Source organism: Mesorhizobium sp. M0664, assembly GCF_040320565.1.
In the GTDB taxonomy this organism is placed as follows: Bacteria; Pseudomonadota; Alphaproteobacteria; order Rhizobiales; family Rhizobiaceae; genus Mesorhizobium.
In genome coordinates, this window is sequence record NZ_JAMYPW010000001.1 from 114,474 (window position 1) to 136,725 (window position 22,252).

The window sequence follows — 22,252 nt, forward strand, 5'->3', positions numbered from 1 at the left end:
CGGCGGCCGGCCATTTTCTGCTGGTTTGCGGGGTCTCCTATCATGGCGTGCCGAAATGGTCATCCCCTTGGTATGAAGGCCTTCGAATTCAAGCTTTTTGGGACGCCGGCTTTTCGCTTTGACAGCGCCGTAAACTCTGGTTAAGGGGACCAAACTTTCATCGACGAGGCTTGCTGTGGCAAAACCCGAACTTGGCACCAAACGCATCGACCCGGAGACAGGTCGAAAATTCTATGACTTGAACAAGGACCCGATCGTCTCGCCTTACACGGGCAAGAGCTATCCGCGCTCCTATTTCGAAGAAGGCAAGATCGCCGCCCTCGAGGAGGAAGAGGAAGTTGCCGAGAAGGAAGTGGACGCCGAGGAGGAAGAGGGCGTCGAGGTCGTCTCGCTCGAAGAGGCGGACGAGGACGCGAAGGCCGACGAGCTTCCCGATCTCGGCGATGACGAAGACGACGTTGACCTTGGCGATGACGAGGATGACACGTTCCTCGCCGACGAGGAGGAAGAAGACGACGACGTTGCCGACATGATCGGCGTCGGCGAAGACGACGACGAAGTCTGAGCGAACCGCATTCGCCGGCTTTCGCGGCGCTGCTTAGAAAAAGCGGTTCTTGAAGGCTTGATATTGACTGAAGGCGGGGTTAGAAGCCGCCTTCACTAAGGGCGCGGTCTAGAACCCGCGCCGGATCTCTTCGCCGGAAACGGCGCCGGTGAACTGCCGGAGTGGGGCCATAGCTCAGTTGGGAGAGCGCTTGAATGGCATTCAAGAGGTCGTCGGTTCGATTCCGATTGGCTCCACCAGTTCTCTCCGCGAAAATCAGCAGAACGGCCGCCCCGCCCGCCGGGCTGGCCGCCGCCTATCGCAGAACCTAGCTGAGACTAGTTAATCGGCCGCCCGGCTTGGGCTCGCCGATCCATTCAGAAGTAATGAGCCCGTGCCCGGTCTCTGCATATTTCTGGCTGTGGTTTGAACCGCGAGCACCGGTCTGGACCAGGCCGCGGGCTGAATGACCGCTGCGCAAAACTCCGTTACTTGTTGCAGTTCTGCATATCCGACGTCATAGCGCCGCTGGGTGTGTTGTTGTCGGTATCGCTGCCCGCCGTATCCTTGCAGCGATCCTCCATACCGTTTGTCTGCGGCGTGGTAGCGTTCGTTGCGTTCGGATCGATTGTGTTCGGGGTAGTTGCGCTGCCGGTCCCGGTGTTGCCGCCGGAAGTGCCTGTGTTGACGCCGGTATTGCCATCGGCGCTACCGGTCCCGGAGCCCATGGATTGTGCCATGGCAGATGTGGCCAGGCCGATAGCAAGTAGGGATGCAGAGAGAATTTTCATCATCTTAGTGTCTCCATCGAGTTGCATCGCTGGATCGCGATCTATACCAACGAGAGTTTTTTCGAGATGTTCCGTTGGGCAGAAATATTGATCGATACAATCATTATGGATCTTTGTTGCTCGTCGTTTCGTGAATGCGGCTGCGAAATTCCTGCCGCATAGCGGCAATTTCGTCTGGAACCAAATCGAGCATGCCGCGTTCTTGCGCTTGCGGGGAGTTGTGTCGGCCGCAGGGGACAGTTTCACCAGGACATTCAAGAAATCCGTGAGCTGGGAGGGGCGCTGTGAGCGTGCTTGCATCCACAAGGCAATTGGACCGTCGTCAAATACTGAACGCGCTGAAGGCTTTTCGGAGCGGTGATTTCTCCGTTCGTATCGACAATGTCTACGCCGGCCTTGATTCCGAGATCGCCGACACCTTCAACGAAATCGTAGAACTCAACGATCAGGTCACGCGCGAGTTCGAACGCCTCAGCAAGGTCGTCGGCAAGGATGGCCGGATCGGCGAACGCGGCCGTGTCCGCAACGCCACCGGCAGTTGGGAATCGAGCGTCCGTTCCGTCAACGATCTGATCGAGGACATGGTTCAGCCGACGGCCGAAGTGGCGCGCGTCATCGGCGCGGTGGCCAAGGGTGACCTGTCGCAGACGATGATGGTCGAAATCGACGGCCGGCAGCTGCGCGGCGAGTTTCTGCGCATCGGCAAGATCGTCAACACCATGGTCGGGCAACTGGCCTCCTTCGCCTCGGAAGTGACGCGCGTGGCGCGCGAGGTCGGCACCGAAGGCAAGCTGGGCGGCCAGGCTCGCGTGAAAGGTGTGGCCGGAACCTGGAAGGACCTGACCGACAACGTCAACGCCATGGCGACGAACCTGACCGGGCAGGTGCGCAACATCGCCGAGGTGACGACCGCCGTCGCTTCCGGCGACCTGTCGAAGAAGATTACCGTCGACGTGAAAGGCGAAATCCTCGAACTCAAGAACACCATCAACACGATGGTCGACCAGCTCAATTCCTTCGCCTCGGAAGTGACGCGCGTCGCGCGCGAAGTCGGTACAGAAGGCAAGCTCGGCGGTCAGGCGCGCGTCGAAGGTGTCGGCGGCACCTGGAAGGACCTGACCGACAACGTGAACCTGATGGCCGAAAATCTGACAGGCCAGGTGCGCAATATCGCCGAGGTGACCACGGCCGTGGCGCTTGGCGACCTGTCGAAGAAAATCACGGTCGACGTCAAGGGCGAGATCCTCGAACTGAAATCGACCATCAACACCATGGTCGACCAGCTGAACTCATTTGCCGGCGAAGTGACGCGTGTCGCCCGCGAGGTCGGCACCGAGGGCAAGCTCGGCGGCCAGGCTCAGGTGCGCGGCGTCGCCGGCACCTGGAAGGACTTGACCGACAACGTCAATTCGATGGCCGAGAACCTGACCGGCCAGGTCCGCAACATCGCCGAGGTGACGACTGCGGTCGCTTCGGGCGACTTGTCGAAGAAGATCACCGTCGCCGTGCAGGGCGAAATCCTCGAGCTCAAGGACACCATCAACACGATGGTCGACCAGCTCAATTCCTTCGCCTCGGAAGTGACGCGTGTGGCGCGCGAGGTCGGAACCGAAGGCAAGCTCGGCGGCCAGGCCGAGGTGAAGGGCGTCGGCGGCACCTGGAAGGACCTGACCGATAACGTCAACCTGATGGCCGCCAACCTGACCGGCCAGGTCCGCAACATCGCCGAGGTGACGACCGCCGTTGCCCGCGGCGACCTGTCGAAGAAGATCACCGTCGACGTCAAGGGCGAAATCCTCGAGCTCAAGGACACCGTCAACACGATGGTCGATCAGCTCAATTCCTTCGCCTCGGAAGTGACGCGTGTGGCGCGCGAAGTGGGGTCGGAGGGCAAGCTCGGCGGTCAGGCGCATGTCGAGGGCGTCGGCGGCACCTGGAAAGATTTGACCGACAACGTCAATGCCATGGCCGGCAATCTGACCGTGCAATTACGCGACGTCTCCAAGGTAGCAACCGCGATTGCGACCGGCGACCTGACCCAGAAGATCACCGTCGATGCATTGGGCGAGATCCTGCAGATCAAGGACGTCATCAATACGATGGTCGACCAGCTGAATTCCTTCGCCTCCGAGGTGACGCGCGTGGCGCGCGAAGTCGGTTCGGACGGCAAGCTCGGCGGCCAGGCGCAGGTGCGCGGCGTCGCCGGCACCTGGAAAGACCTGACCGACAACGTCAATGCGATGGCCGCCAATCTGACCGGCCAGGTGCGCAACATCGCCGAGGTGACGACGGCAGTGGCGCTGGGCGACCTGTCGAAGAAGATCACCGTCGATGTGCGCGGCGAGATCCTCGAGCTGAAGGACACCATCAATACGATGGTCGACCAGCTGAATTCCTTTGCCTCGGAGGTGACGCGCGTGGCGCGCGAGGTCGGCACCGAAGGCAAGCTCGGCGGCCAGGCGCAGGTGCGCGGCGTTGCCGGCACCTGGAAGGATCTGACCGACAATGTGAATTCGATGGCCGAGAACCTGACCGGCCAGGTCCGCAACATCGCCGAGGTGACCACCGCTGTGGCGCGCGGCGACCTGTCGAAGAAGATCACCGTCGACGTCAAGGGCGAGATCCTGGAGCTGAAATCGACGATCAACACCATGGTCGACCAGCTGAACTCCTTTGCCGGCGAAGTGACGCGTGTCGCCCGCGAGGTCGGCACCGAGGGCAAGCTCGGCGGCCAGGCGCGGGTCGAGGGCGTCGCCGGCACCTGGAAGGACCTGACCGACAACGTCAATCTGATGGCGACGAACCTGACCAACCAGGTGCGCGGCATCGCCGATGTCGTGACCGCGGTCGCGCAAGGCAATCTCAAGCGCAAGCTGACGGTCGATGCCAAGGGCGAGATCGCCTCGCTCGCCGACACCATCAACGGCATGATCGAGACGCTGGCGACCTTCGCCGACCAGGTGACCAACGTCGCCCGCGAAGTGGGCATCGAAGGCAAGCTCGGCGGCCAGGCCCGGGTGCCCGGCGCTGCCGGCCTTTGGCGCGACCTGACCGACAACGTCAATCAGCTCGCGGCCAACCTGACCACCCAGGTGCGCGCCATCGCGGAGGTGTCGACGGCGGTGACCAAGGGCGATCTGACCCGCTCGATCAGCGTCCAGGCCTCCGGCGAGGTGGCGGCGCTGAAAGACAACATCAACGAGATGATCCGCAATCTGAAGGACCAGACGCTGAAGAATGCCGAGCAGGACTGGCTGAAGACCAATCTCGCCCGCTTCTCGCGCATGCTGCAGGGCGAGCGTGACCTGGCCACGGTCTCGCGCCTCATCATGTCCGAACTCGCCCCGCTGGTGAATGCGCAATATGGCGTGTTCTATGTGACCAACCGCGACGAGGATGAATTCTATCTGGAGCTCGCCGCCTCCTATGGCGCCGAAAGCAAGGCGGAAATCAAGCAACGCCTCGATCTGCGTGAAGGGCTTGTCGGGCAGAGTGCCGCCGACAAGCGCGCCATCATGCTGGACAATGTGCCGCCGAATTTCCTGCGCGTTACCTCCGGCCTTGGCAATGCCGCGCCGGCGAACGTGATCATTCTTCCGGCTCTGTTCGAGGACGAGGTGAAGGCCGTCATCGAACTCGCCTCGTTCAGCGAATTCCGCGACACGCACCAGTCCTTCCTCAACCAGCTGATGGAATCCGTCGGCATCGTTCTCAACACCATCGCCGCCACCATGCGTACCGAAGGCCTGCTCAAGCAGTCGCAGCTGCTGACCTCGGAATTGCAGGCGCGTCAGACCGAACTGACCAAGAAGCAGGAGGAGCTGCACGCCACCAACGAGGAGCTGCAGGAAAAGGCGCAGCTGCTCGAGAACGAAAAGAAGCAGGTGGAGAACAAGAACCTGGAAATCGAGATGGCGCGGCGGGCGCTGGAGGAGAAGGCCGAGCAGCTGGCGCTTACCTCGAAATACAAGTCGGAATTCCTCGCCAATATGAGCCACGAACTGCGCACGCCGCTGAACTCGCTGCTCATCCTTTCAAACCTGCTCGCAACCAACCAGCAGGGCAATCTCAACGACAAGCAGGTCGAGTTCGCGCGCACCATCAATTCGGCCGGCACCGACCTTTTGAGCCTGATCAACGACATCCTCGACCTGTCGAAGATCGAATCGGGCACCGTCTCGATCGACATCAACGACATGCCGGTGGTGCATCTTCGCCAGCACATGGAGCGAACCTTCCGGCAACTGGCGACCGACAAGGGACTTGGCTTCACCATCAACGTCGATCCCGAGCTTCCGGAGACCGTCCGCACCGACGAGAAGCGATTGCAGCAAATCGTGCTCAACCTTTTGTCGAACGCGTTCAAGTTCACCTCGCAAGGCGAGGTCCGCTTGAATTTCCGGGCCGAAAAGGCGGGCCGTCACAACGGTTCGGCGCAACCCATGGAGGCGCTCGCGATCGTCGTCAGCGATACCGGCATCGGTATTCCGCAGGACAAGCAGAAGCTGATCTTCGAAGCCTTCCAGCAGGCCGACGGCACCACAAGCCGCAAATATGGCGGCACTGGGCTTGGGCTTTCGATCAGCCGGGAGATTGCCCGGCTGCTTGGCGGCGAATTGAGGGTCGAGAGCACGCCGGGCAAGGGTTCGACGTTCACTCTGGTCATTCCATTCGACGGACCCCGGATGGCCTTGGCCCCGCAAGCGGCGTTGCTGCCGGCGATGGAGGTGGCCGCGACGACGGCGCAGCCGAGCCCGCCGTCCTCCGAATTGCTCGATGACCGCGACACGATCTCGTCGGAAGATCGGGTCGTGCTGATCGTGGAGGACGACCCGACCTTCGGCGGTTTGCTGCTCGGCCTTGCACGTTCGGCCGGGCTGAAAGGCGTCCTGTCGACCGCGGGCTCCGGCACGCTGGCTTTGGCACGCAAGCTGGTTCCCGACGCGATTACGCTCGATCTCGGACTGTCGGATATCGACGGCTGGGTGCTGTTCGATCTGCTTCGCCATGACCCGAAAACCAAGGACATTCCCGTTCATGTCATCTCGGGCGCCGAAGACATCGAGGTGCTTGCCCGCAAGGGTGCATCCAGCATTTCAACCAAGCCCGTATCGTCGGACGAACTGATGAAGGTCTTCCAGGATATTCATTCCAGAAAGCTCCGCGTCCAGAGCCGCGTCCTGATTGCCGATCCCGATCCCGAGCGCCGCCTTTCGCTGATCGAGGCGATCCGCGACGGCGTCACCTCGGTCACCGCGATCGGCCGCGTCGCCGCGAATGCGGACGATATCGGCATCGCCAACTATGATGCCGTTGTGCTCGGCTTTGGCCGCTCGGCCAAGGACAACGCCCAGATGCTGGATGAGATTGCCGTCCTGTTCGGACAGTCGGTGTCGCGGCTGCTGTTCTTTGCGCCTCATCCGGAAGCGCTGCAACAGTCGCTCGCCTTGCATCCGGCATTGGCGGACGTTCCGCGGGCGGAGAATTTCGCGCAGCTGGCTCTCCTGATATCCGCGACGCTCCCGGGGCGAGGCCACGACAACAATAGTGCGGCAGCCGAACAGCCGGACAAGTTCGACCTCGCCGGCGCAAAGGTCCTCATCGTCGACGACGACATCCGCAACATCTATTCACTCACCAGCGTTCTCGAGACCTATGACATCCAGGTGCTGCATGCGGAGCGTGGCCGGGAAGGTATCGCGCTTCTGGAGCAGAGCCCGGACATCGATGCGGCACTGATCGATATCATGATGCCGGAAATGGATGGCTACGAGACGATGCGGCAGATCCGCAGCATGCCGGCGATCGCCCATATCCCGTTGATCTCGGTCACAGCCAAGGCAATGAAGGGCGACCGGCAGAAGTGCCTCGACGCCGGCGCCTCCGACTACATCGCCAAGCCTGTCGACCTTGATCTGCTGCTGGCATTGCTGCGTGTCTGGATCGGCCGTTCGCGATCCCGTGTTCATGGTCCGGAAAAGACGCTCATGGCAGTGAACTGACGGCCGCTCGATGCAGAAACTGTCGAGAAACGGAGCAAGGAAGCTGGAGGTTATGGCGCCGGCAGCAGGGCCGGCAAAGGCGCGCATCCTGGCCGTGGATGACGACGAGCGCAATCTGCTGGCGATCGGCGAGGTTCTGGCCCCTATCGGTGAAGTCGTCTGCGTGCAGTCGGGCGAAGAGGCGTTGCGCGCACTGCTGAAGGAGGATTTCGCAGTCATCCTGCTGGATGTGCTGATGCCCCGGCTGGATGGCTACGAGACCGCGGGATTGATCCGCCAGCGCGAGCAATCCAGGCGAACGCCGATAATTTTTCTCACCGCCATCAACAAGGAAGACGCGCACATGCTGCGCGGCTACGACGCCGGCGCGGTCGATTACGTGTTCAAGCCTTTCGACCCGGCCATGCTACGTTCCAAGGTCGCCGTGTTCGTCGAACTTCATGAGAAGACGCTGGAAATCCAGCAAAAGGCGGCTGCCGAGCAACGGCTGCTGGCCCAGGCACTGCAGGCGCAGAAGGAAAAGCTCGAGGCCGAGCGAGCCCTGCGCAGCGCCCAGGAGCGGCAGCATGCCATTTTGAGCTCTCTTCCGGTCTGCTTCCACGCAAGGGCGGCGGAGCCGCCGTTCGGCGCCAGCTTTGTCACCGAAGGGGTCGAACGCCTGACCGGCTTTCCTCCCGAACGCCTGACATCCGATCCAGGCTTCGGCCTGAGCCGGGTTCATCCCGACGATCTGCCGAGAGTGAGGGAGGTCCTGCTCGCAGCCAAGGCCGCCGGCTCCTACACCTGCGAATTCCGCTGGCAATGCGCCGACGGCAATTACCGGATTTTTCTCGACCAGGGCGTCCTGTCGAATGGCTCCGACGGCAAAGAGCCTGAGATCCTCGGCACGTTGCTGGACGTTACCGAGCGGCGCGAGCTTGAGAACCAGCTGCTGCAATCGCAGCGCCTCGACGCGATCGGCAAGCTTACCGGCGGGCTGGCGCATGATTTCAACAATCTGCTTGCCGCAATTCTCAGCGGATTGGGATTGCTCGAGCGCCACGCCGAGTTCGATGGACAGACCAGGCAGGTTCTGGAACTGACACGCCGGTCGGCAAAACAAGGCGCCGAGCTCGTCAACCGCATGCTTGCGTTCTCGCGCAGCCAGACGCTGAGGCCGCAGGCCGTGCGCCTCGCCGCGCTCGGCGATACAATGAACGGGTTGGTGGCCCCGGTCCTGGGCGGCCTGATCCGTTTCGATTGGCTTGTCGACGACACTGTGTGGCCGGCGCATGTCGATGCCAGCCAGCTGGAGCTCGCGCTGATGAACCTGGTCTTCAACGCGCGCGATGCCATGCCGTCCGGCGGCACGATAATCGTGGAGGCGCAAAATCGAACGCTAGGCCGTGCAGCCGAGGATATTTCGGCGGGCGACTATGTCGTGGTCACCGTCAAGGACACCGGGTCGGGCATACCGGCTGACATTCTCGCCAAGGTCGTCGAACCGTTCTTCACCACAAAACCGGTCGGCAAGGGCACTGGCCTCGGTCTGAGCACGGTGCATGGTTTCGTCAAGCAATCGGGCGGCACGCTTCGCATTGAAAGCACCGTCGGCAGTGGAACATCCGTCCAGCTCTGGCTGCCGCGTTCAATCGAGCGTCCGGTCGAAATCCCCGAGAAATCCGATGCCGACGACAGCGTCGTGAATGCCGGCGAGGACTATCCATCGGTCCTGCTGATCGACGACAGCAACGTACTGCGGGAACTGACGGCGCAATCGCTTCGCCAACACGGCTTTGCGGTTACCTGTGCCGCGGGCGGTGCCGAAGCGCTGGCGATGATCGAGCGCGCGCCGTACGATTTCGATGTCATCGTCACCGATTTTGCCATGCCGCTCGTCTCGGGCCTGGAGGTCATTCGGTTCGCCCGCAATCTGCGGGCCGATTGGCCGGCGGTGATGATAACCGGATATGCCGATGCCGACGCGATCGCCGGCCGGCCCCCCGACGTGCCGCTGCTCGGCAAACCGCTGCGCGACAAGGATCTTGTGGAGAGCATTCTTGCAGCGGCCGCGCGCGCCGGCTCGCAGAAAGCCAGGCAGGCCCAGCCGGTGAAAGGCGGGTACCGGTTTTCGACCTGAGGAGACAAGCCTCATCGAATCGAAACGGTACGTTCCGTATCCTCGATCGTCCGCGACATCCAGCCTGTGCGCAACACGGAGCGCCGGCCATGCCGCGCTCGACGGGCTGTGATGCGATTGATAAGCCCTCTCCGCAAGGAGAGTCGAGACATGACCGTTGCGATCGAGATGGGCCAGACGAGCGCAGGCGCCCCGGCGGCGCTGGATCTCGAGGAGCTGCTGGCGACCCGCCTTTTGGTGCAGGGCAATTCGGGCTCCGGCAAGTCCCACCTGCTGCGCCGGCTCTTGGAGCAGAGCGCGCCCCGGGTGCAGCAGACCATCATCGACCCCGAAGGCGACTTCGTGACGCTGGGCGACCGTTTCGGCCACCTGGTGATCGACGCCGAGGAGCATACCGAGCGCGGCCTGCAGAGCGCCGGCGAGCGGGCGCGCATCCACCGCGTCTCCACGGTGCTCAATCTCGAGGGGCTCGACGCCGAGAACCAGATGCGGCGCGCCGCCGCCTTTCTCGGCGGGCTTTTCGAGGTCGCCCGCGACCACTGGTACCCGATGCTGGTGGTGGTTGACGAAGCGCAGCTGTTCGCGCCGGCTGTCGCCGGCGAGGTTTCCGACGAGGCGCGCAAGCTCTCGCTCGGCGCCATGACCAATTTGATGTGCCGCGGCCGCAAACGCGGGCTGGCCGGCATCATCGCCACCCAGCGGCTGGCCAAGCTTGCCAAGAACGTCGCGGCCGAGGCTTCCAATTTCCTCATGGGCCGGACCTTTCTCGATATCGACATGGCGCGCGCCGCCGACCTGCTCGGCATGGAGCGGCGCCAGGCGGAGGCTTTTCGCGACCTCGAGCGCGGGCAATTCATGGCGCTCGGCCCGGCGCTGTCGCGCCGTCCGCTGGGCTTGCGGATCGGCGCGACCGATACAAGTCCGCGCAACGCGACCCCGCGCCTGATGCCGCTGCCGGAATCGGCGTTGGAGGACGCGCGCGCGATCATCCTGGCGGCCCCGCCGCCCGAAACCGTCCGGCCGCAGCGCCGGTCGTCGCCGGACCTGCTCGACCAGCTGATGGCGGCGAAATCGGCGGCGCTGGAAATCCGCCCCGAAGCGGTGGAGCCGCCGATCAGCGCCGAGGATTTGGCGGAGCGCCGCGAGCGCGTCGACCGGGTGCTGCGCGCCGTGCTGGCGCAACCCGATGCCGGCTTCCGGGTCATCGGCGTGCTTTATCAGGAGTTCGTGGTCCGCTGCCGCATCGAGGGCCTCGCCTCGGTCGTGCCGGACCTGCCGGAGTTCCGCCGCATGCTGACCCGCGCCCGCGCCGGCCTCGGCTCCGACATGGCAGGCGATGACGCTTGGCAGGACGTCTCGGCGCGCGCCTCGCTGCTCCCCGAGGACATGCAAGGCGTGTTCATGATGATCGCCCGCGCCGCCAAGGAGGGCTGGCCCTGCCCGAGCGACGCGGCGATCGCCCGCGCCTACGGCTCGCACTCGCTACGCCGCGCCCGGCGCCTGCTGATATATATCGAGGAGCAGGGGCTGATCGTCTGCCAGCTCGACGGGGTTGGAAGGCGGACGGTGACGCTGGTGGAGCTCGCCTGGGCGACCGCGCCGGGCGATCCCAATGCAGAGGACGCGGAGCAGGGGAGGTTGGTGGTGTAAGGGCTGACGCGGTTTGGGCGAAAGCTGACGTCGCTCAACATCAGCAAGCGCCAGAGTGTTCATCGCCGAACCAGTACTCAGACGTCGCGTTTGGGGCCGATAGCGAAATGGCGGCTTTAACGTTTGAAGAAGGGTTGCGGACGTTCAGCCCGACGGGACCAAGGTCTGTTCCCAGGTCTAGCCGCCCCCTCTCAATGGCATCCCCGGACCGCCCGGTGGATCTGCATCGCAAGTGGCGGGTGGCGGGGCAGCCACAGGGTGGACATTTCAGCCCACATCGAAAATGATCATGTTGCCATGCACACACTGTAGTGCTCTGATTTCGACGAAAAGCCTGAGCGTAGAAGCGGATCAACCGACCTCCGGGTCCAGCGAGCGAGGACGCAAATGGACACCCAAGAGAATGGGCAATTGCATCGCGACGCGGGCGGGCGACCCTGTCGATCGGCCGGCTGGCTTACCCGCGCCGCCGTGTTGGCGGCATTCCTGCTCGGCATGGCTTTCAGCAGCACTGCGTTTGCGCAGGACCAACAGTTACCCGTGGTGACGGCGGCCAAGCCGGTTGTCCGTGAAATCGTCGAAGACGACGAGTTCGTCGGGCGCTTCGAAGCCCTCGACCAGGTCGCCATCCGTTCGCGCGTCAGCGGCTATCTGGACAAGGTCAGCTTCCAGGACGGCGCACTGGTCAACAAGGGCGACCTGCTCTTCACCATCGATCAGCGTCCGTACCAGGCGGCTTATGATGCCGCCAAGTCGCAAGTGGACGTCGCCAAGAGTCTGCTCGAATTCTCCAAGATGCAGCTGGATCGCGCCGACGAACTCGCCAAGACCGGCAATATCTCAACCGCGACGGTCGACGACCGCCGGCGGGAATACCTTTCGGCGCAGGCGCAGATGCAGGGCGCGACGGCTGCGCTGACGACGGCCAGACTGAACATGGAATTCACCGAGATCAAGGCGCCCTTGTCCGGCCGCATCGACCGCCGGCTGGTGTCGGTCGGCAACCTCGTGCAGCCGGATTCCACCTTGCTGACGACCATCGTTACGCGCGATCCGATCGACTTCTATTTCGACGTCGATGAGCGCCTGTATTTCAGCTACGCCCGCGACGCGAAGGAGCGCGGCGGCAGCATGCAGGAAGGCGCCGGCGGGCTCGAGGTGGTGGTTCGCGTCGCCGACCGCGCGGAGGCGGTATTCAAAGGCAAGCTCGATTTTGCCGAGAACCGGATCGACAACGCGACCGGCACCATGCGGGTGCGTGCAAGGTTTCCCAACGCCGACGGCATTCTCCAGCCAGGCATGTTCGGGCGCATCAACGTGCCGGGGTCACTGCCGCATAGCGGCGTGCTGGTGCCCGACGAGGCGATCGGCGCCGATCAGGATCGCCGCATCGTGTTCCTGGTGGATGAGGCCGGGATGGTGTCGGCGAAGCCCGTGCGCACCGGCCCGCTTCTCGACGGCTACCGGGTGATCCGCCAGGGCCTGACCGGCGATGAGACGATCATCGTCAACGGGCTGATGCACGCCAGGCCCGGCACCAAGGTGAAGGTCGAGATGGTGACGTTGCCGCCCAGGGCCGAGACCGCCGAGTTGCAGCAATGAGGTTCGCACATTTCTTCGTCGACCGTCCGATCTTCGCATCGGTCGTTTCGATCGTCCTGCTGATCCTTGGCGGGATTGCTTATACCCAGCTGCCGGTCGCGCAATATCCCGAGATCGCGCCGCCGACCATCGTCGTTCGCGCCCAGTATCCGGGCGCAGACGCCGACACGGTCGCAGCGACGGTGGCAACGCCGATCGAGCAGGAGATCAACGGCGTCGAGGGCATGCTCTACATGTCGTCCTATTCGTCGGGCGACGGGGCGATGGCGCTGACCATCACCTTCAAGCTGGGCACCGACCTCGACCAGGCGCAGGTGCTGGTGCAGAACCGCGTGTCGGTCGCCGAGCCGCGCCTGCCCGAAGAAGTCCGCCGCCTCGGCATCACCACCACCAAGACCTCGCCCGACCTGATGATGGTCGTGCACATGCTGTCGCCCGACAATACCTACGACCAACTCTACGTCTCGAACTACGCCCGCTCGCGGGTGCGCGACATACTGCTCAGACTAGACGGCGTCGGCGACCTCATCATCTTCGGCGAACGCGAATATTCGCTGCGCATCTGGCTCGATCCGGAAAAACTGTCCGCCCTGGGGATGACCTCGGGCGATGTGGTGCAGGCGCTGCGCGACCAGAATGTCCAGGTGTCGGGCGGCTCGATCGGCGCGCCGCCGACCAGCACCGGCACGGCGTTCCAGTACACGGTCACAACGCAAGGCCGCTTCAACGACGCACGCGACTTCCGATACGTGATCGTCAAATCGACCGACGACGGCCGCCTGATCTCGCTCCAGGACGTGGCGCGCATCGAGCTCGGCGCCAAGGATTACGTCACCAACTCCTATCTCAACGGCAAACCGGCGGTGGCGCTCGCCATCTTCCAGCGGCCGGGCACCAATGCGCTCGCCGCAGCCGCGGAGATCCAGGACAAGATGAAGGAGCTTTCCCGCGACTTCCCGAAGGGGTTGAGCTACGACATCGTCTACAATCCGACCGAGTTCGTCGCCGAGTCGATCCAGGAGGTCTACAAGACGATCCTCGAGGCGATGCTGCTGGTCATCATCGTCATCATCGTCTTCCTGCAATCGTGGCGCATGGCGATCGTGCCGATCGTGGCGATTCCCGTGTCGCTGATCGGCACGCTGGCGGTACTTTACGCCGCCGGCTTCTCGCTCAACATGCTGACGCTGTTCGGCCTCGTTCTGGCGATCGGCATCGTCGTCGACGATGCGATCGTCGTGGTCGAAAACGTCGAGCGCAATATCGCCAGAGGGCTGGCGCCCAGTCCGGCGTCGCACCTGACCATGGACGAAGTCGGAACGGCCGTCATCGCGATCTCGCTGGTGCTGATAGCCGTGTTCGTGCCGACAGCCTTCATCCCCGGCATTTCTGGGCAGTTCTATCTGCAGTTTGCTATCACCATCGCGGTGTCGACGGCGATCTCGGCATTCAATTCGCTGACGCTTTCGCCGGCGCTGGCCGCACTGCTGTTCAAGCCGCATCACGCCGCGGCGGCGCCGCCGCGCTTTTTCCTGGCGCGGTTCGGACGGGCGCTCGCCGACGGCTTCAATCGCGGCTTCGACAGGGTCGCCCATTGGTATTCGAGCATTATCCGCGTGCTGGTCGGCTCGTGGATAACGATGGCCGCCATGCTGGCCGTTTTCGCGGCCCTCATCTACGCCACGGTCTACATGGTGCAGGCGGTGCCGCGCGGTTTCATTCCGTCGCTTGACCAGGGCTATGCGATCGTCGTCGTCCAGTTGCCGGACGGCGCTTCGCTGTCGAGGACCGATTCGGTCATCCAGCAGGCGTCGCAGATCATCCAGAAAACGCCAGGCGTCGATTACGCTGTCGCCTTCGCCGGCTTCTCCGGCGCGACCTTCACCAACGCCAGTAACGCGGGCGTGATCTTCGCCAGGTTCAAGCCGTTTGACGAGCGACTGAAAGCCGGCCAGTCGGCGACCCAGGTCATCGGCAATCTGTTCGGCAGCCTGCAAAGCATCAAGGAAGCCTTCATTATCGCACTGCCACCGCCGCCGATCCGCGGCGTCGGCAATGCCGGCGGCTTCAAGCTGCAGATCCAGGAGCGCAACAGCGCCGACATGCGGCAGATCCTGGCGCTTGCCTACGAAATCGCCGGCAAGGCCAACAAGACGCCGGGGCTGACGGGCGTGTTCACCACCTTCTCCGCGTCGAGCCCGCAATTCTTCCTGGCGATCGATCGCGACAAGGCGCGCATCCTGAACGTGCCGATCCCCAACATCTTCGAGACGCTGTCGATCAATTTGGGCACCGCCTACGTCAACGACTTCAACGCGTTCGGGCGCGTCTACCAGGTGCGGGCGCAGGCCGACCAGGCGTTCCGCCTCGATCGCGCCGACATCTTGAAACTGAAGGTGCGCTCGGCGACCGGCGCGCTGGTTCCGCTCGGCACGTTGATCGAGATCCGCGACGTCACCGGCCCGGCGCTGGTCCAGCGCTACAACATGTACGTCTCAGTGCCGCTGCAGGGCAACGCCGCGCCCGGCGTTTCCACGGGCGACGCGCTGGCATTGATGGAAGGGATCACGGCAAAGACGCTGCCGGCCGGTACCTCCTATGAATGGACCGAGCTCGCCTATCAGGAGCGCAACACCGGCAATGCCGCTGTCTATATCTTCGGACTGTCGGTGCTGTTCGTGTTCCTGGCGCTGGCGGCGCAATATGAAAGCTGGGTGCTGCCGTTCGCCATTGTGCTGGTGGTGCCGCTCGGCGTGCTCGCGGCGTTGCTCGGCGTGTCTTTCCGAGGGCTGGACAACAACATCCTCGTGCAGATCGGCCTCATCGTGCTGATCGGGCTTGCCGCGAAGAACGCGATCCTGATCGTCGAATTCGCGCGGCAGGCGCAGGAACGCGGGCTGTCGGCCGCCGAGGCTGCCGTCGAAGCCTGCCGGCTCAGGCTGCGGCCGATCCTGATGACCGCCTTCTCGTTCATCCTCGGCGTCGTGCCGCTGATGATCGCAACGGGACCGGGCGCAGAAATGCGCCAGTCGCTCGGCACCGCGGTATTCTCCGGCATGCTCGGCGTCACCTTCGTCGGCCTGTTCCTGACGCCGGTGTTCTACGTCACGCTCAGGTCGCTGTTTTCACGGCGCAAGCCCCGTGCCGAGGCCGAACCTTCGGGGCCGGCAGAGGCGCCATCGGAGACGGCCGCCGAGTAGGGTTACGAATTCGCCGCGTCGAGCGCGGCTATCACTCCAGAAAATCGGCGCGGCGCGGCAACGGCTACGATCTGCGCAACCTCGGCGTCGAGGTGCCGCGGAGACCCTGCTCGGTCTGATCCAGCCTGACAGCCGCATCCAGTTCAGCGAGACGATGCCGGGCGGCCAGGCCAATGCGATCTTCTATCTGGTCGACCAGGCGGGGCTTGAGGGCGCAACCGCGACCTCCGGAGTCCTCGCTTGCGATGTCCGCTTCCGCCCGACGCGATCACCGTGCGCCGACAGACCTGCAGGCAACTGATCAGGCGGGTGCCGGCGCCCGCGGCGTCAAGTTCGTCGCGCCGGCCGTCGTCCAATTCCTCAGGCGGCGCCTGGACGCCGGCTTTGTTTCCGTGAATCTCGCCATGCCGCATTGCACAATCGTCTCGCCTGCGCAAAATGCGGCATGATCCGCAAATCCCTCACTGTTCTGGTGATCGATGAAAACCACATCCGCGCTTCGATAATCGAAGCGGGATTGCGGGAGGCCGGGCATCAGCAGGTCACGGTCATCCACGACGTCGCCGGCATCGCGCGGCGGATCGCCGAGATCGAACCCGACGTGATCGTCATCGATCTCGAAAATCCCAACCGCGACATGCTCGAAAACATGTTCCAGCTTTCGCGCGTGGTGAAGCGGCCGATCGCCATGTTCGTCGACCGCTCGGATCAGGCTTCGATCGAAGCTGCGGTGGAAGCGGGGGTATCGGCCTATGTCGTCGACGGCCTGCGCCAGGAGCGGGTCAAGCCGATCCTCGACATGGCGATCAGCCGCTTCAACGCCTTCTCGCGCATGGCGCGCGAACTGGAAGAAGCCCGCAGCGAGTTGGAGAGCCGCAAGGTGATCGATCGCGCCAAGGGCATCCTGATGAAATCGCGCGGCCTGTCGGAGGACGCGGCCTACACGCTGCTGCGCAAGACAGCCATGAACCAGAACCGCAAGATCGCCGAAATCGCGCAGAGCCTGGTGACGGCGGCAGGGCTTCTGGATCCCGAGGAGAGTTGAGAATGGCGGCCGAGCACCGGATCAATGCTGGCTTCATGCCGCTCTTCGACAGCGCCATCCTTGTCGCGGCGAAGGAAATCGGCTTTGCTTTGCGCGAAGGCATCGACCTCACCCTCAACCGGGAAACGTCCTGGGCCAACATCCGCGACCGCATCGCCATCGGCCACTTCGATCTGGCGCACATGCTGGGGCCGATGCCGATCGCCTGCAATCTGGGGCTGACGCCGCTCGCCTCCGATACCGTCGTGCCGTTCTCGCTCGGCCTCGGCGGCAATTGCGTGACAGTTTCGAACGCGGTCTGGGCCGGCATGGCCGCGCACGGCGCCCAACCCGATCTCGATCCGGCGCGGGCCGGCAAGGCATTGCGAGCGCTGATTCGCGAACGGGCGAATGGCGGCGGCGATCCGCCGCGCTTCGCCGTCGTCCATCCGCATTCCGGGCACAATTACGAATTGCGCTACTGGCTCGCCGCCTGTGGCATCGACCCGTCGCGTGAAATCGAGATCGTCATCGTGCCGCCCCCCTTCATGGCCGACGCGCTCGCCGCCGGCAGGATCGACGGCTACTGCGTCGGCGAACCCTGGAACAGTGCCGCGGTCGTCGCCGGCACCGGCCGCATCGCCACGGTCAAGGCGGCCATCTGGAAGACCAGCCCGGAGAAAGTCGTTGGCGTGCGCAAGGCATGGGCGGAAAGAGAGCCGGACGCGCTTTCAGCCCTGCTGCGTGCGATTCATCACGCGGCGCGCTGGTGCCAGGATCCGGCAAACCGTGACGAACTCGCGGCCCTGATGGCGCAGCCGGCCTTCCTCGGGCTTGCGCCGGCGCTGCAGATGCCGATTCTCAGCGGGCATCTGGCGCTCGGCGGCGGCGCCGAACTCACCGTCGGTGACTTCTTTCTGCCCTTCAACAAGGCGGCGAACTTCCCGTGGAAGAGCCATGCGCTGTGGTTCTACACGCAGATGGTGCGCTGGGGGCATGTCCCGCACACGCCGGAAAACCTCGCTATTGCCCGCGACTGCTACCGCCCCGATCTCTACCGCTCGGCGTTGAAGCCGCTTGGCGTGGCGCTTCCCGGTGCCAATGCCAAGGTCGAGGGCGCGCTGAAGGCCGCGACTCCGGTCGGTTCGGCGGGGGCAAGCCTGGTGCTCGGTCCCGATGGCTTCTTCGATGGCCAGATATTCGATCCCGACGAGATCGACGCCTACATTGCCGGCCAGAAATTGGCGCGCGCTGATGCCTGATCATTTCTCCGGCATTCTTGTGCGCTGCACAAAAAATGTGCGTGCAACTGCGCTAATGAACAATCCTTGGCTTGCTCGCCCAGCGGGCCGGCGCGCCGAAGATTGTGGCATGCCGTTGATCTCATTGATGTTTGTCACCCATTCCGAAACTGGCACGGTTCCTGCTTTGTAATAGGCAGACTCTTCTCGGGTCACGGAATAGGCGTCCAATGGCGGGCGCTACAGGCAAAGCTGCCGCTCAGGTCAACACGCGATCCCGGATGGACGGACGCGCGCGGCCTGGCCGGCGGCTTTTTTTGTTTTGGTCGAACACGCAATCGACGGCGCCGATCCCAAGCCGCGCCCAACCGGAGATGACGATGACGAAAAGCACCAATAGCCATTCCGCCCAAACGGCGATCAGCCGCCGGGATTTCCTGAGGATCAGCGCGGCCACCGCGGCAACGCTGGCCGCGGCGCGTGCGCTGCTGCCCTCCGGCGCCTATGCGGCGCCCGCCGCGCCGGAAGTCACCGGCGCCAAGCTCGGCTTCATCGCATTGACTGATGCAGCACCGTTGATGATCGCCAAGGAGAAAGGCCTGTTCGAGAAATTCGGCATCCCCGATGTCGAGGTGCTCAAGCAGGCCTCCTGGGGGGCGACGCGCGATAATCTGGTGCTCGGCGGCGAAGCCAACGGCATTGACGGCGCCCATATCCTGACGCCGATGCCTTATCTGATGCACACCGGCAAGGTGACGCAAAACAAGCAGCCACTGCCGATGGCGATCGTGGCGCGGCTCAACTACGACTGCCAGGGCATTTCCGTCGCCCAGGAATATGCCAGCACCGGCGTCGGCCTCGACGCCTCCAAGCTGAAGGACGCCTTCGCTGCGAAAAAGGCCGCAGGCAAGGAGGTGAAGGCCGCCATGACCTTCCCGGGCGGCACGCACGATCTTTGGCTGCGCTACTGGCTGGCTGCCGGCGGCATCGATCCCGACAAGGACGTCTCGACCATCGTCGTGCCGCCGCCGCAGATGGTCGCCAACATGAAGGTCGGCAACATGGACGTGTTCTGTGTCGGCGAGCCGTGGAACGAGCAACTCGTCCACCAGAGCGTCGGCTTCACCGCCGCCACCACCGGCGAACTGTGGAAGGGCCATCCGGAAAAGGCGCTCGGCCTGCGCGCCGCCTTTATCGACAAGTACCCGAACGCCACCAAGGCGATCCTGATGGCCGTCATGGAAGCCCAGCAATGGTGCGAGGCAAAAGAAAACAAGGACGAGATGGCCGCCATCATCGGCAAGCGGCAGTGGATGAACGTGCCGACTGCCGACATCATCGGCCGCCTCAAGGGCGACATCAACTACGGCAATGGCCGCGTCGCCAACGGCACCGACCTCTATATGAAGTTCTGGAAGGGCGGCGTGTCCTATCCCTTCAAGAGCCACGACAGCTGGTTCCTCGCTGAAAATATCCGCTGGGGCAAGTTCGCGCCGACCACCGACATCAAAGCACTGGTCGGCCAAGTAAACCGTGAGGATCTGTGGCGCGAGGCGGCCAAGGATCTTGGTGTCGCCGCGGCCGATATTCCGGCGTCTACGTCGCGAGGCACTGAAACCTTCTTCGACGGCAAGATATTCGATCCGGAGAACCCGTCGGCCTATCTCGACAGCCTGAAAATCAAGGTGTCGGCCTGAGCCTGACAGGGATGCGCGGCAGGCGGTGGCAGCGCCGCCTGCCTTGCACCTGCCGCCAAGGAGTTTTTTCGAGAAATGTCTATCCAAGCCATCGAGGACCGCAAGGTGAAGCCGTTCCCCGCACCGGCCAAGCCCCCCGAGGTCATCGCCTTGACCGCCAGGGCGCGGCGCCGCTTCGACCCGGCCGCGGTCGCCGCCAAGCTGGCCAGCACGCTGGTGCCGCCGGTCATCGTCATCACCATTATGCTCGTCGTCTGGCAGGTCGCCTGTTCGTCGCCCACGGCCAGCCTGCCACCGCCGAGCCAGGTGTGGAACGAGGCCTATGACCTGATCGCCCACCCGTTCTTCGACAATGGCCCGCAGGACATCGGACTCGCCTGGCGGGTGCTGATGTCGCTGCAGCGCGTCGCCATGGGCTTCGGCCTGGCAGCAATCGTCGGCGTCGCGCTCGGCGCGCTCGTCGGCCAGTCGATCTGGGCGATGCGCGGTCTCGATCCGGTCTTCCAGATCCTGCGCACGGTGCCGCCGCTCGCGTGGCTGCCGCTGTCGCTGGCGGCGTTCCGAGATTCCAGCCCGTCGGCGATCTTCGTCATCTTCATCACCTCGATCTGGCCCATCATCATCAACACCGCGGTCGGTGTCCGCAACATCCCCGAGGACTACCGCAACGTCGCCCGTATCCTCCGGCTCAACCAGTTCGAGTTCTTTGTGAAGATCATGGTGCCGGCGGCCGCGCCCTACATCTTCACCGGCTTGCGGATCGGCATCGGCCTGTCCTGGCTCGCCATCGTCGCCGCCGAAATGCTGACCGGCGGCGTCGGCATCGGCTTCTTCATCTGGGACGCGTGGAACTCGTCGCGCCTGCCCGACATCATTGTCGCGCTCGCCTATATCGGCATCACCGGCTTTTGCCTCGACCGCCTGGTCGCGGCGGTCGGCGTCTTCGTCACCCGCGGCACAACGGCAAAGTGAGGAGAGGGACGATGACGGCCTATCTGAAACTCGACCACATCAACAAATCCTTCGCCCGCGGCAGCCAGGTCAGCGACGTGCTGAAGGACATCCGGCTGACTATCGACAAGGGCGAATTCGTCTCGATCATCGGCCATTCCGGCTGCGGCAAGTCGACCTTGCTCAACCTGATCGCCGGCCTGACCAAGGTCTCGGCCGGCGCCGTCCTGCTCGAAGACAAGGAGGTCGACAGCCCCGGCCCGGAACGCGCCGTGGTGTTCCAGAACCACAGCCTGCTGCCTTGGCTCACCGTCTACGAAAACATCAACCTCGCGGTATCCAAGGTCTTCGGCGGCAAAAAGAGCCGGGCCGAGCGGCATGAATGGATCATGCGCAATCTCGATCTCGTGCAGATGGCGCATGCCAAGGACAAACGTCCGGCCGAGATTTCGGGCGGCATGAAGCAGCGCGTCGGCATCGCCCGGGCGCTGGCCATGGAGCCGAAGATCCTGCTGCTCGACGAGCCCTTCGGCGCGCTCGACGCGCTGACCCGCGCGCATCTTCAGGACGCGGTGATGGATATCCATTCGAGGCTCGGCTCGACGACGATCATGATCACTCACGATGTCGACGAGGCGGTGCTGCTGTCCGACCGCATCGTCATGATGACCAACGGGCCGGCGGCCACCATCGGCGAGGTTCTTCCCGTGCCGCTGGCCCGGCCGCGTCGGCGCATTGAGCTTTCCTCCGACCGCACCTTCCTGCGCTGCCGCGAGGCGGTGCTGAAATTCCTCTACGAACGCCACCGCTTCGTCGAAGCCGCGGAGTAAGGCCATAATTGGAAACTCGTCATCATCATTGGCAAATCTGCATCGGCAATGGGCAATCTACCGCATTGCACAAATATTATGCTGCTGTGCAAGGCATTTTGGCTAATCTTTGATCCGCTGCCGAGCTTGGTCAAAAGTCGCGCGGCTGCGGTTCATATTGATTTCATTCTATAATTAAGAGCGCTGTCGAATTGGCACGCTTCCTGCTTTCCAAAATGTAGGGTCCGCAAGGGCCAAGTGACACGGCGTCCAATGGCGGGCGCCACAGGCAAAGCTGCCGCTCAGGTCCACACGCGCTCCCGAAATCCCGGACGCGAAGACCTGGCCGGCGGCTTTTTTGTTTTGACGCAATCGACACGCTGGTCCCAAGCGGCGCCAACAGGAGACGACGATGACGAAACGGATCGGAACTGGCGCGTCCCTCGCGGACTTCACGCGCCGCGATTTTCTGGCCGCCAGCGCGCTGACGGCGGCGCTGTTCACCGCCGCGCTCCTCCTCTTTCCCGCCGGCGCCAAGACTGACGGCAAGGGTCTTGAAGTGACCGCGCAAAGGTCGGTTTCAACCAGTTCGCCGATGCTGCGCCGCTGACAGTCGCGAACG

At 63.6% G+C, this 22,252-nt stretch carries 14 protein-coding genes and 1 tRNA gene; 14 read left to right on the plus strand and 1 reads right to left on the minus strand.

Features of this window, described 5'->3' with window-relative positions; all coding sequences use genetic code 11:
• The first annotated feature begins 175 nt into the window (after nucleotides 1-175).
• On the plus strand, nucleotides 176-565 hold the full coding sequence (locus NKI39_RS00525) for a TIGR02300 family protein (RefSeq protein WP_023676282.1): 390 nt from the start codon (nucleotides 176-178) through the stop codon (nucleotides 563-565).
• Nucleotides 566-728: 163 nt separating this feature from the next.
• A tRNA-Ala gene (locus NKI39_RS00530) sits at nucleotides 729-804 on the plus strand.
• 228 nt (nucleotides 805-1,032) lie between these two features.
• Here NKI39_RS00530 and NKI39_RS00535 read toward each other — a convergent pair.
• Nucleotides 1,033-1,581 carry a hypothetical protein gene (locus tag NKI39_RS00535; protein WP_352469899.1) on the minus strand — a complete coding sequence of 183 codons (549 nt, stop codon included), beginning with the start codon at nucleotides 1,579-1,581 and terminating at the stop codon, nucleotides 1,033-1,035.
• Nucleotides 1,582-1,625: 44 nt separating this feature from the next.
• Between NKI39_RS00535 and NKI39_RS00540 the strand changes: the two genes are divergently transcribed.
• The 12 genes from NKI39_RS00540 (at nucleotide 1,626) to NKI39_RS00595 (ending at nucleotide 22,240) form a co-directional block, all read left to right on the plus strand.
• The gene (locus NKI39_RS00540) at nucleotides 1,626-7,337 is read left to right on the plus strand and encodes a HAMP domain-containing protein (protein WP_352501159.1); all 5,712 of its coding nucleotides are present in this window, start codon (nucleotides 1,626-1,628) and stop codon (nucleotides 7,335-7,337) included.
• Nucleotides 7,338-7,389: 52 nt separating this feature from the next.
• Entirely contained in the window at nucleotides 7,390-9,456 is a 2,067-nt protein-coding gene (locus NKI39_RS00545; protein WP_352830295.1) for a PAS domain-containing hybrid sensor histidine kinase/response regulator, read from the plus strand.
• A gap of 150 nt (nucleotides 9,457-9,606) precedes the next feature.
• Nucleotides 9,607-11,106 (plus strand): helicase HerA domain-containing protein, encoded by a 1,500-nt coding sequence (locus NKI39_RS00550; protein WP_352830297.1) that lies wholly within the window; start codon nucleotides 9,607-9,609, stop codon nucleotides 11,104-11,106.
• Between the two features lie 495 nt (nucleotides 11,107-11,601).
• Nucleotides 11,602-12,708: an efflux RND transporter periplasmic adaptor subunit gene (locus tag NKI39_RS00555; RefSeq protein ID WP_352470181.1), complete on the plus strand. Its 1,107-nt coding sequence runs from the start codon at nucleotides 11,602-11,604 to the stop codon at nucleotides 12,706-12,708.
• Complete coding sequence (locus tag NKI39_RS00560; protein WP_352830300.1) at nucleotides 12,705-15,908, plus strand: efflux RND transporter permease subunit; 3,204 nt, start codon at nucleotides 12,705-12,707, stop codon at nucleotides 15,906-15,908. The genes NKI39_RS00555 and NKI39_RS00560 overlap by 4 nt, the downstream gene beginning before the upstream one ends.
• A 245-nt stretch (nucleotides 15,909-16,153) precedes the next feature.
• Complete coding sequence (locus NKI39_RS00565) at nucleotides 16,154-16,357, plus strand: hypothetical protein (RefSeq protein WP_352540392.1); 204 nt, start codon at nucleotides 16,154-16,156, stop codon at nucleotides 16,355-16,357.
• On the plus strand, nucleotides 16,354-16,953 hold the full coding sequence (locus NKI39_RS00570; RefSeq protein ID WP_023676288.1) for an ANTAR domain-containing response regulator: 600 nt from the start codon (nucleotides 16,354-16,356) through the stop codon (nucleotides 16,951-16,953). The genes NKI39_RS00565 and NKI39_RS00570 overlap by 4 nt, the downstream gene beginning before the upstream one ends.
• A 2-nt stretch (nucleotides 16,954-16,955) precedes the next feature.
• Nucleotides 16,956-18,194, plus strand: a complete 1,239-nt coding sequence (locus tag NKI39_RS00575) for a CmpA/NrtA family ABC transporter substrate-binding protein (protein WP_352830303.1) — start codon at nucleotides 16,956-16,958, stop codon at nucleotides 18,192-18,194.
• A 359-nt stretch (nucleotides 18,195-18,553) separates the two neighbouring features.
• Nucleotides 18,554-19,870 (plus strand): CmpA/NrtA family ABC transporter substrate-binding protein, encoded by a 1,317-nt coding sequence (locus tag NKI39_RS00580; protein ID WP_352767269.1) that lies wholly within the window; start codon nucleotides 18,554-18,556, stop codon nucleotides 19,868-19,870.
• 75 nt (nucleotides 19,871-19,945) lie between these two features.
• Nucleotides 19,946-20,842 (plus strand): nitrate ABC transporter permease, encoded by an 897-nt coding sequence (gene ntrB, locus NKI39_RS00585; protein ID WP_352818604.1) that lies wholly within the window; start codon nucleotides 19,946-19,948, stop codon nucleotides 20,840-20,842.
• Between the two features lie 11 nt (nucleotides 20,843-20,853).
• On the plus strand, nucleotides 20,854-21,651 hold the full coding sequence (locus NKI39_RS00590) for an ABC transporter ATP-binding protein (RefSeq protein ID WP_352681456.1): 798 nt from the start codon (nucleotides 20,854-20,856) through the stop codon (nucleotides 21,649-21,651).
• Between the two features lie 391 nt (nucleotides 21,652-22,042).
• Nucleotides 22,043-22,240, plus strand: coding sequence for a twin-arginine translocation signal domain-containing protein (locus tag NKI39_RS00595; RefSeq protein ID WP_352469909.1), 198 nt, complete (start codon nucleotides 22,043-22,045; stop codon nucleotides 22,238-22,240).
• The last annotated feature ends 12 nt before the right edge of the window (nucleotides 22,241-22,252 follow it).

Bases quoted from the DNA above. Each gene is read 5' to 3' on its own strand.
- NKI39_RS00545 (WP_352830295.1), top strand. From the start codon at position 7,390: ATGGCGCCGGCAGCAGGGCCGGCAAAGGCGCGCATCCTGGCCGTGGAT.
- NKI39_RS00550 (WP_352830297.1), top strand. From the start codon at position 9,607: ATGACCGTTGCGATCGAGATGGGCCAGACGAGCGCAGGCGCCCCGGCG.
- NKI39_RS00555 (WP_352470181.1), top strand. From the start codon at position 11,602: ATGGCTTTCAGCAGCACTGCGTTTGCGCAGGACCAACAGTTACCCGTG.
- NKI39_RS00560 (WP_352830300.1), top strand. From the start codon at position 12,705: ATGAGGTTCGCACATTTCTTCGTCGACCGTCCGATCTTCGCATCGGTC.
- NKI39_RS00565 (WP_352540392.1), top strand. From the start codon at position 16,154: ATGTCCGCTTCCGCCCGACGCGATCACCGTGCGCCGACAGACCTGCAG.
- NKI39_RS00570 (WP_023676288.1), top strand. From the start codon at position 16,354: ATGATCCGCAAATCCCTCACTGTTCTGGTGATCGATGAAAACCACATC.
- NKI39_RS00575 (WP_352830303.1), top strand. From the start codon at position 16,956: ATGGCGGCCGAGCACCGGATCAATGCTGGCTTCATGCCGCTCTTCGAC.
- NKI39_RS00580 (WP_352767269.1), top strand. From the start codon at position 18,554: ATGACGAAAAGCACCAATAGCCATTCCGCCCAAACGGCGATCAGCCGC.
- ntrB (WP_352818604.1), top strand. From the start codon at position 19,946: ATGTCTATCCAAGCCATCGAGGACCGCAAGGTGAAGCCGTTCCCCGCA.
- NKI39_RS00590 (WP_352681456.1), top strand. From the start codon at position 20,854: ATGACGGCCTATCTGAAACTCGACCACATCAACAAATCCTTCGCCCGC.
- NKI39_RS00595 (WP_352469909.1), top strand. From the start codon at position 22,043: ATGACGAAACGGATCGGAACTGGCGCGTCCCTCGCGGACTTCACGCGC.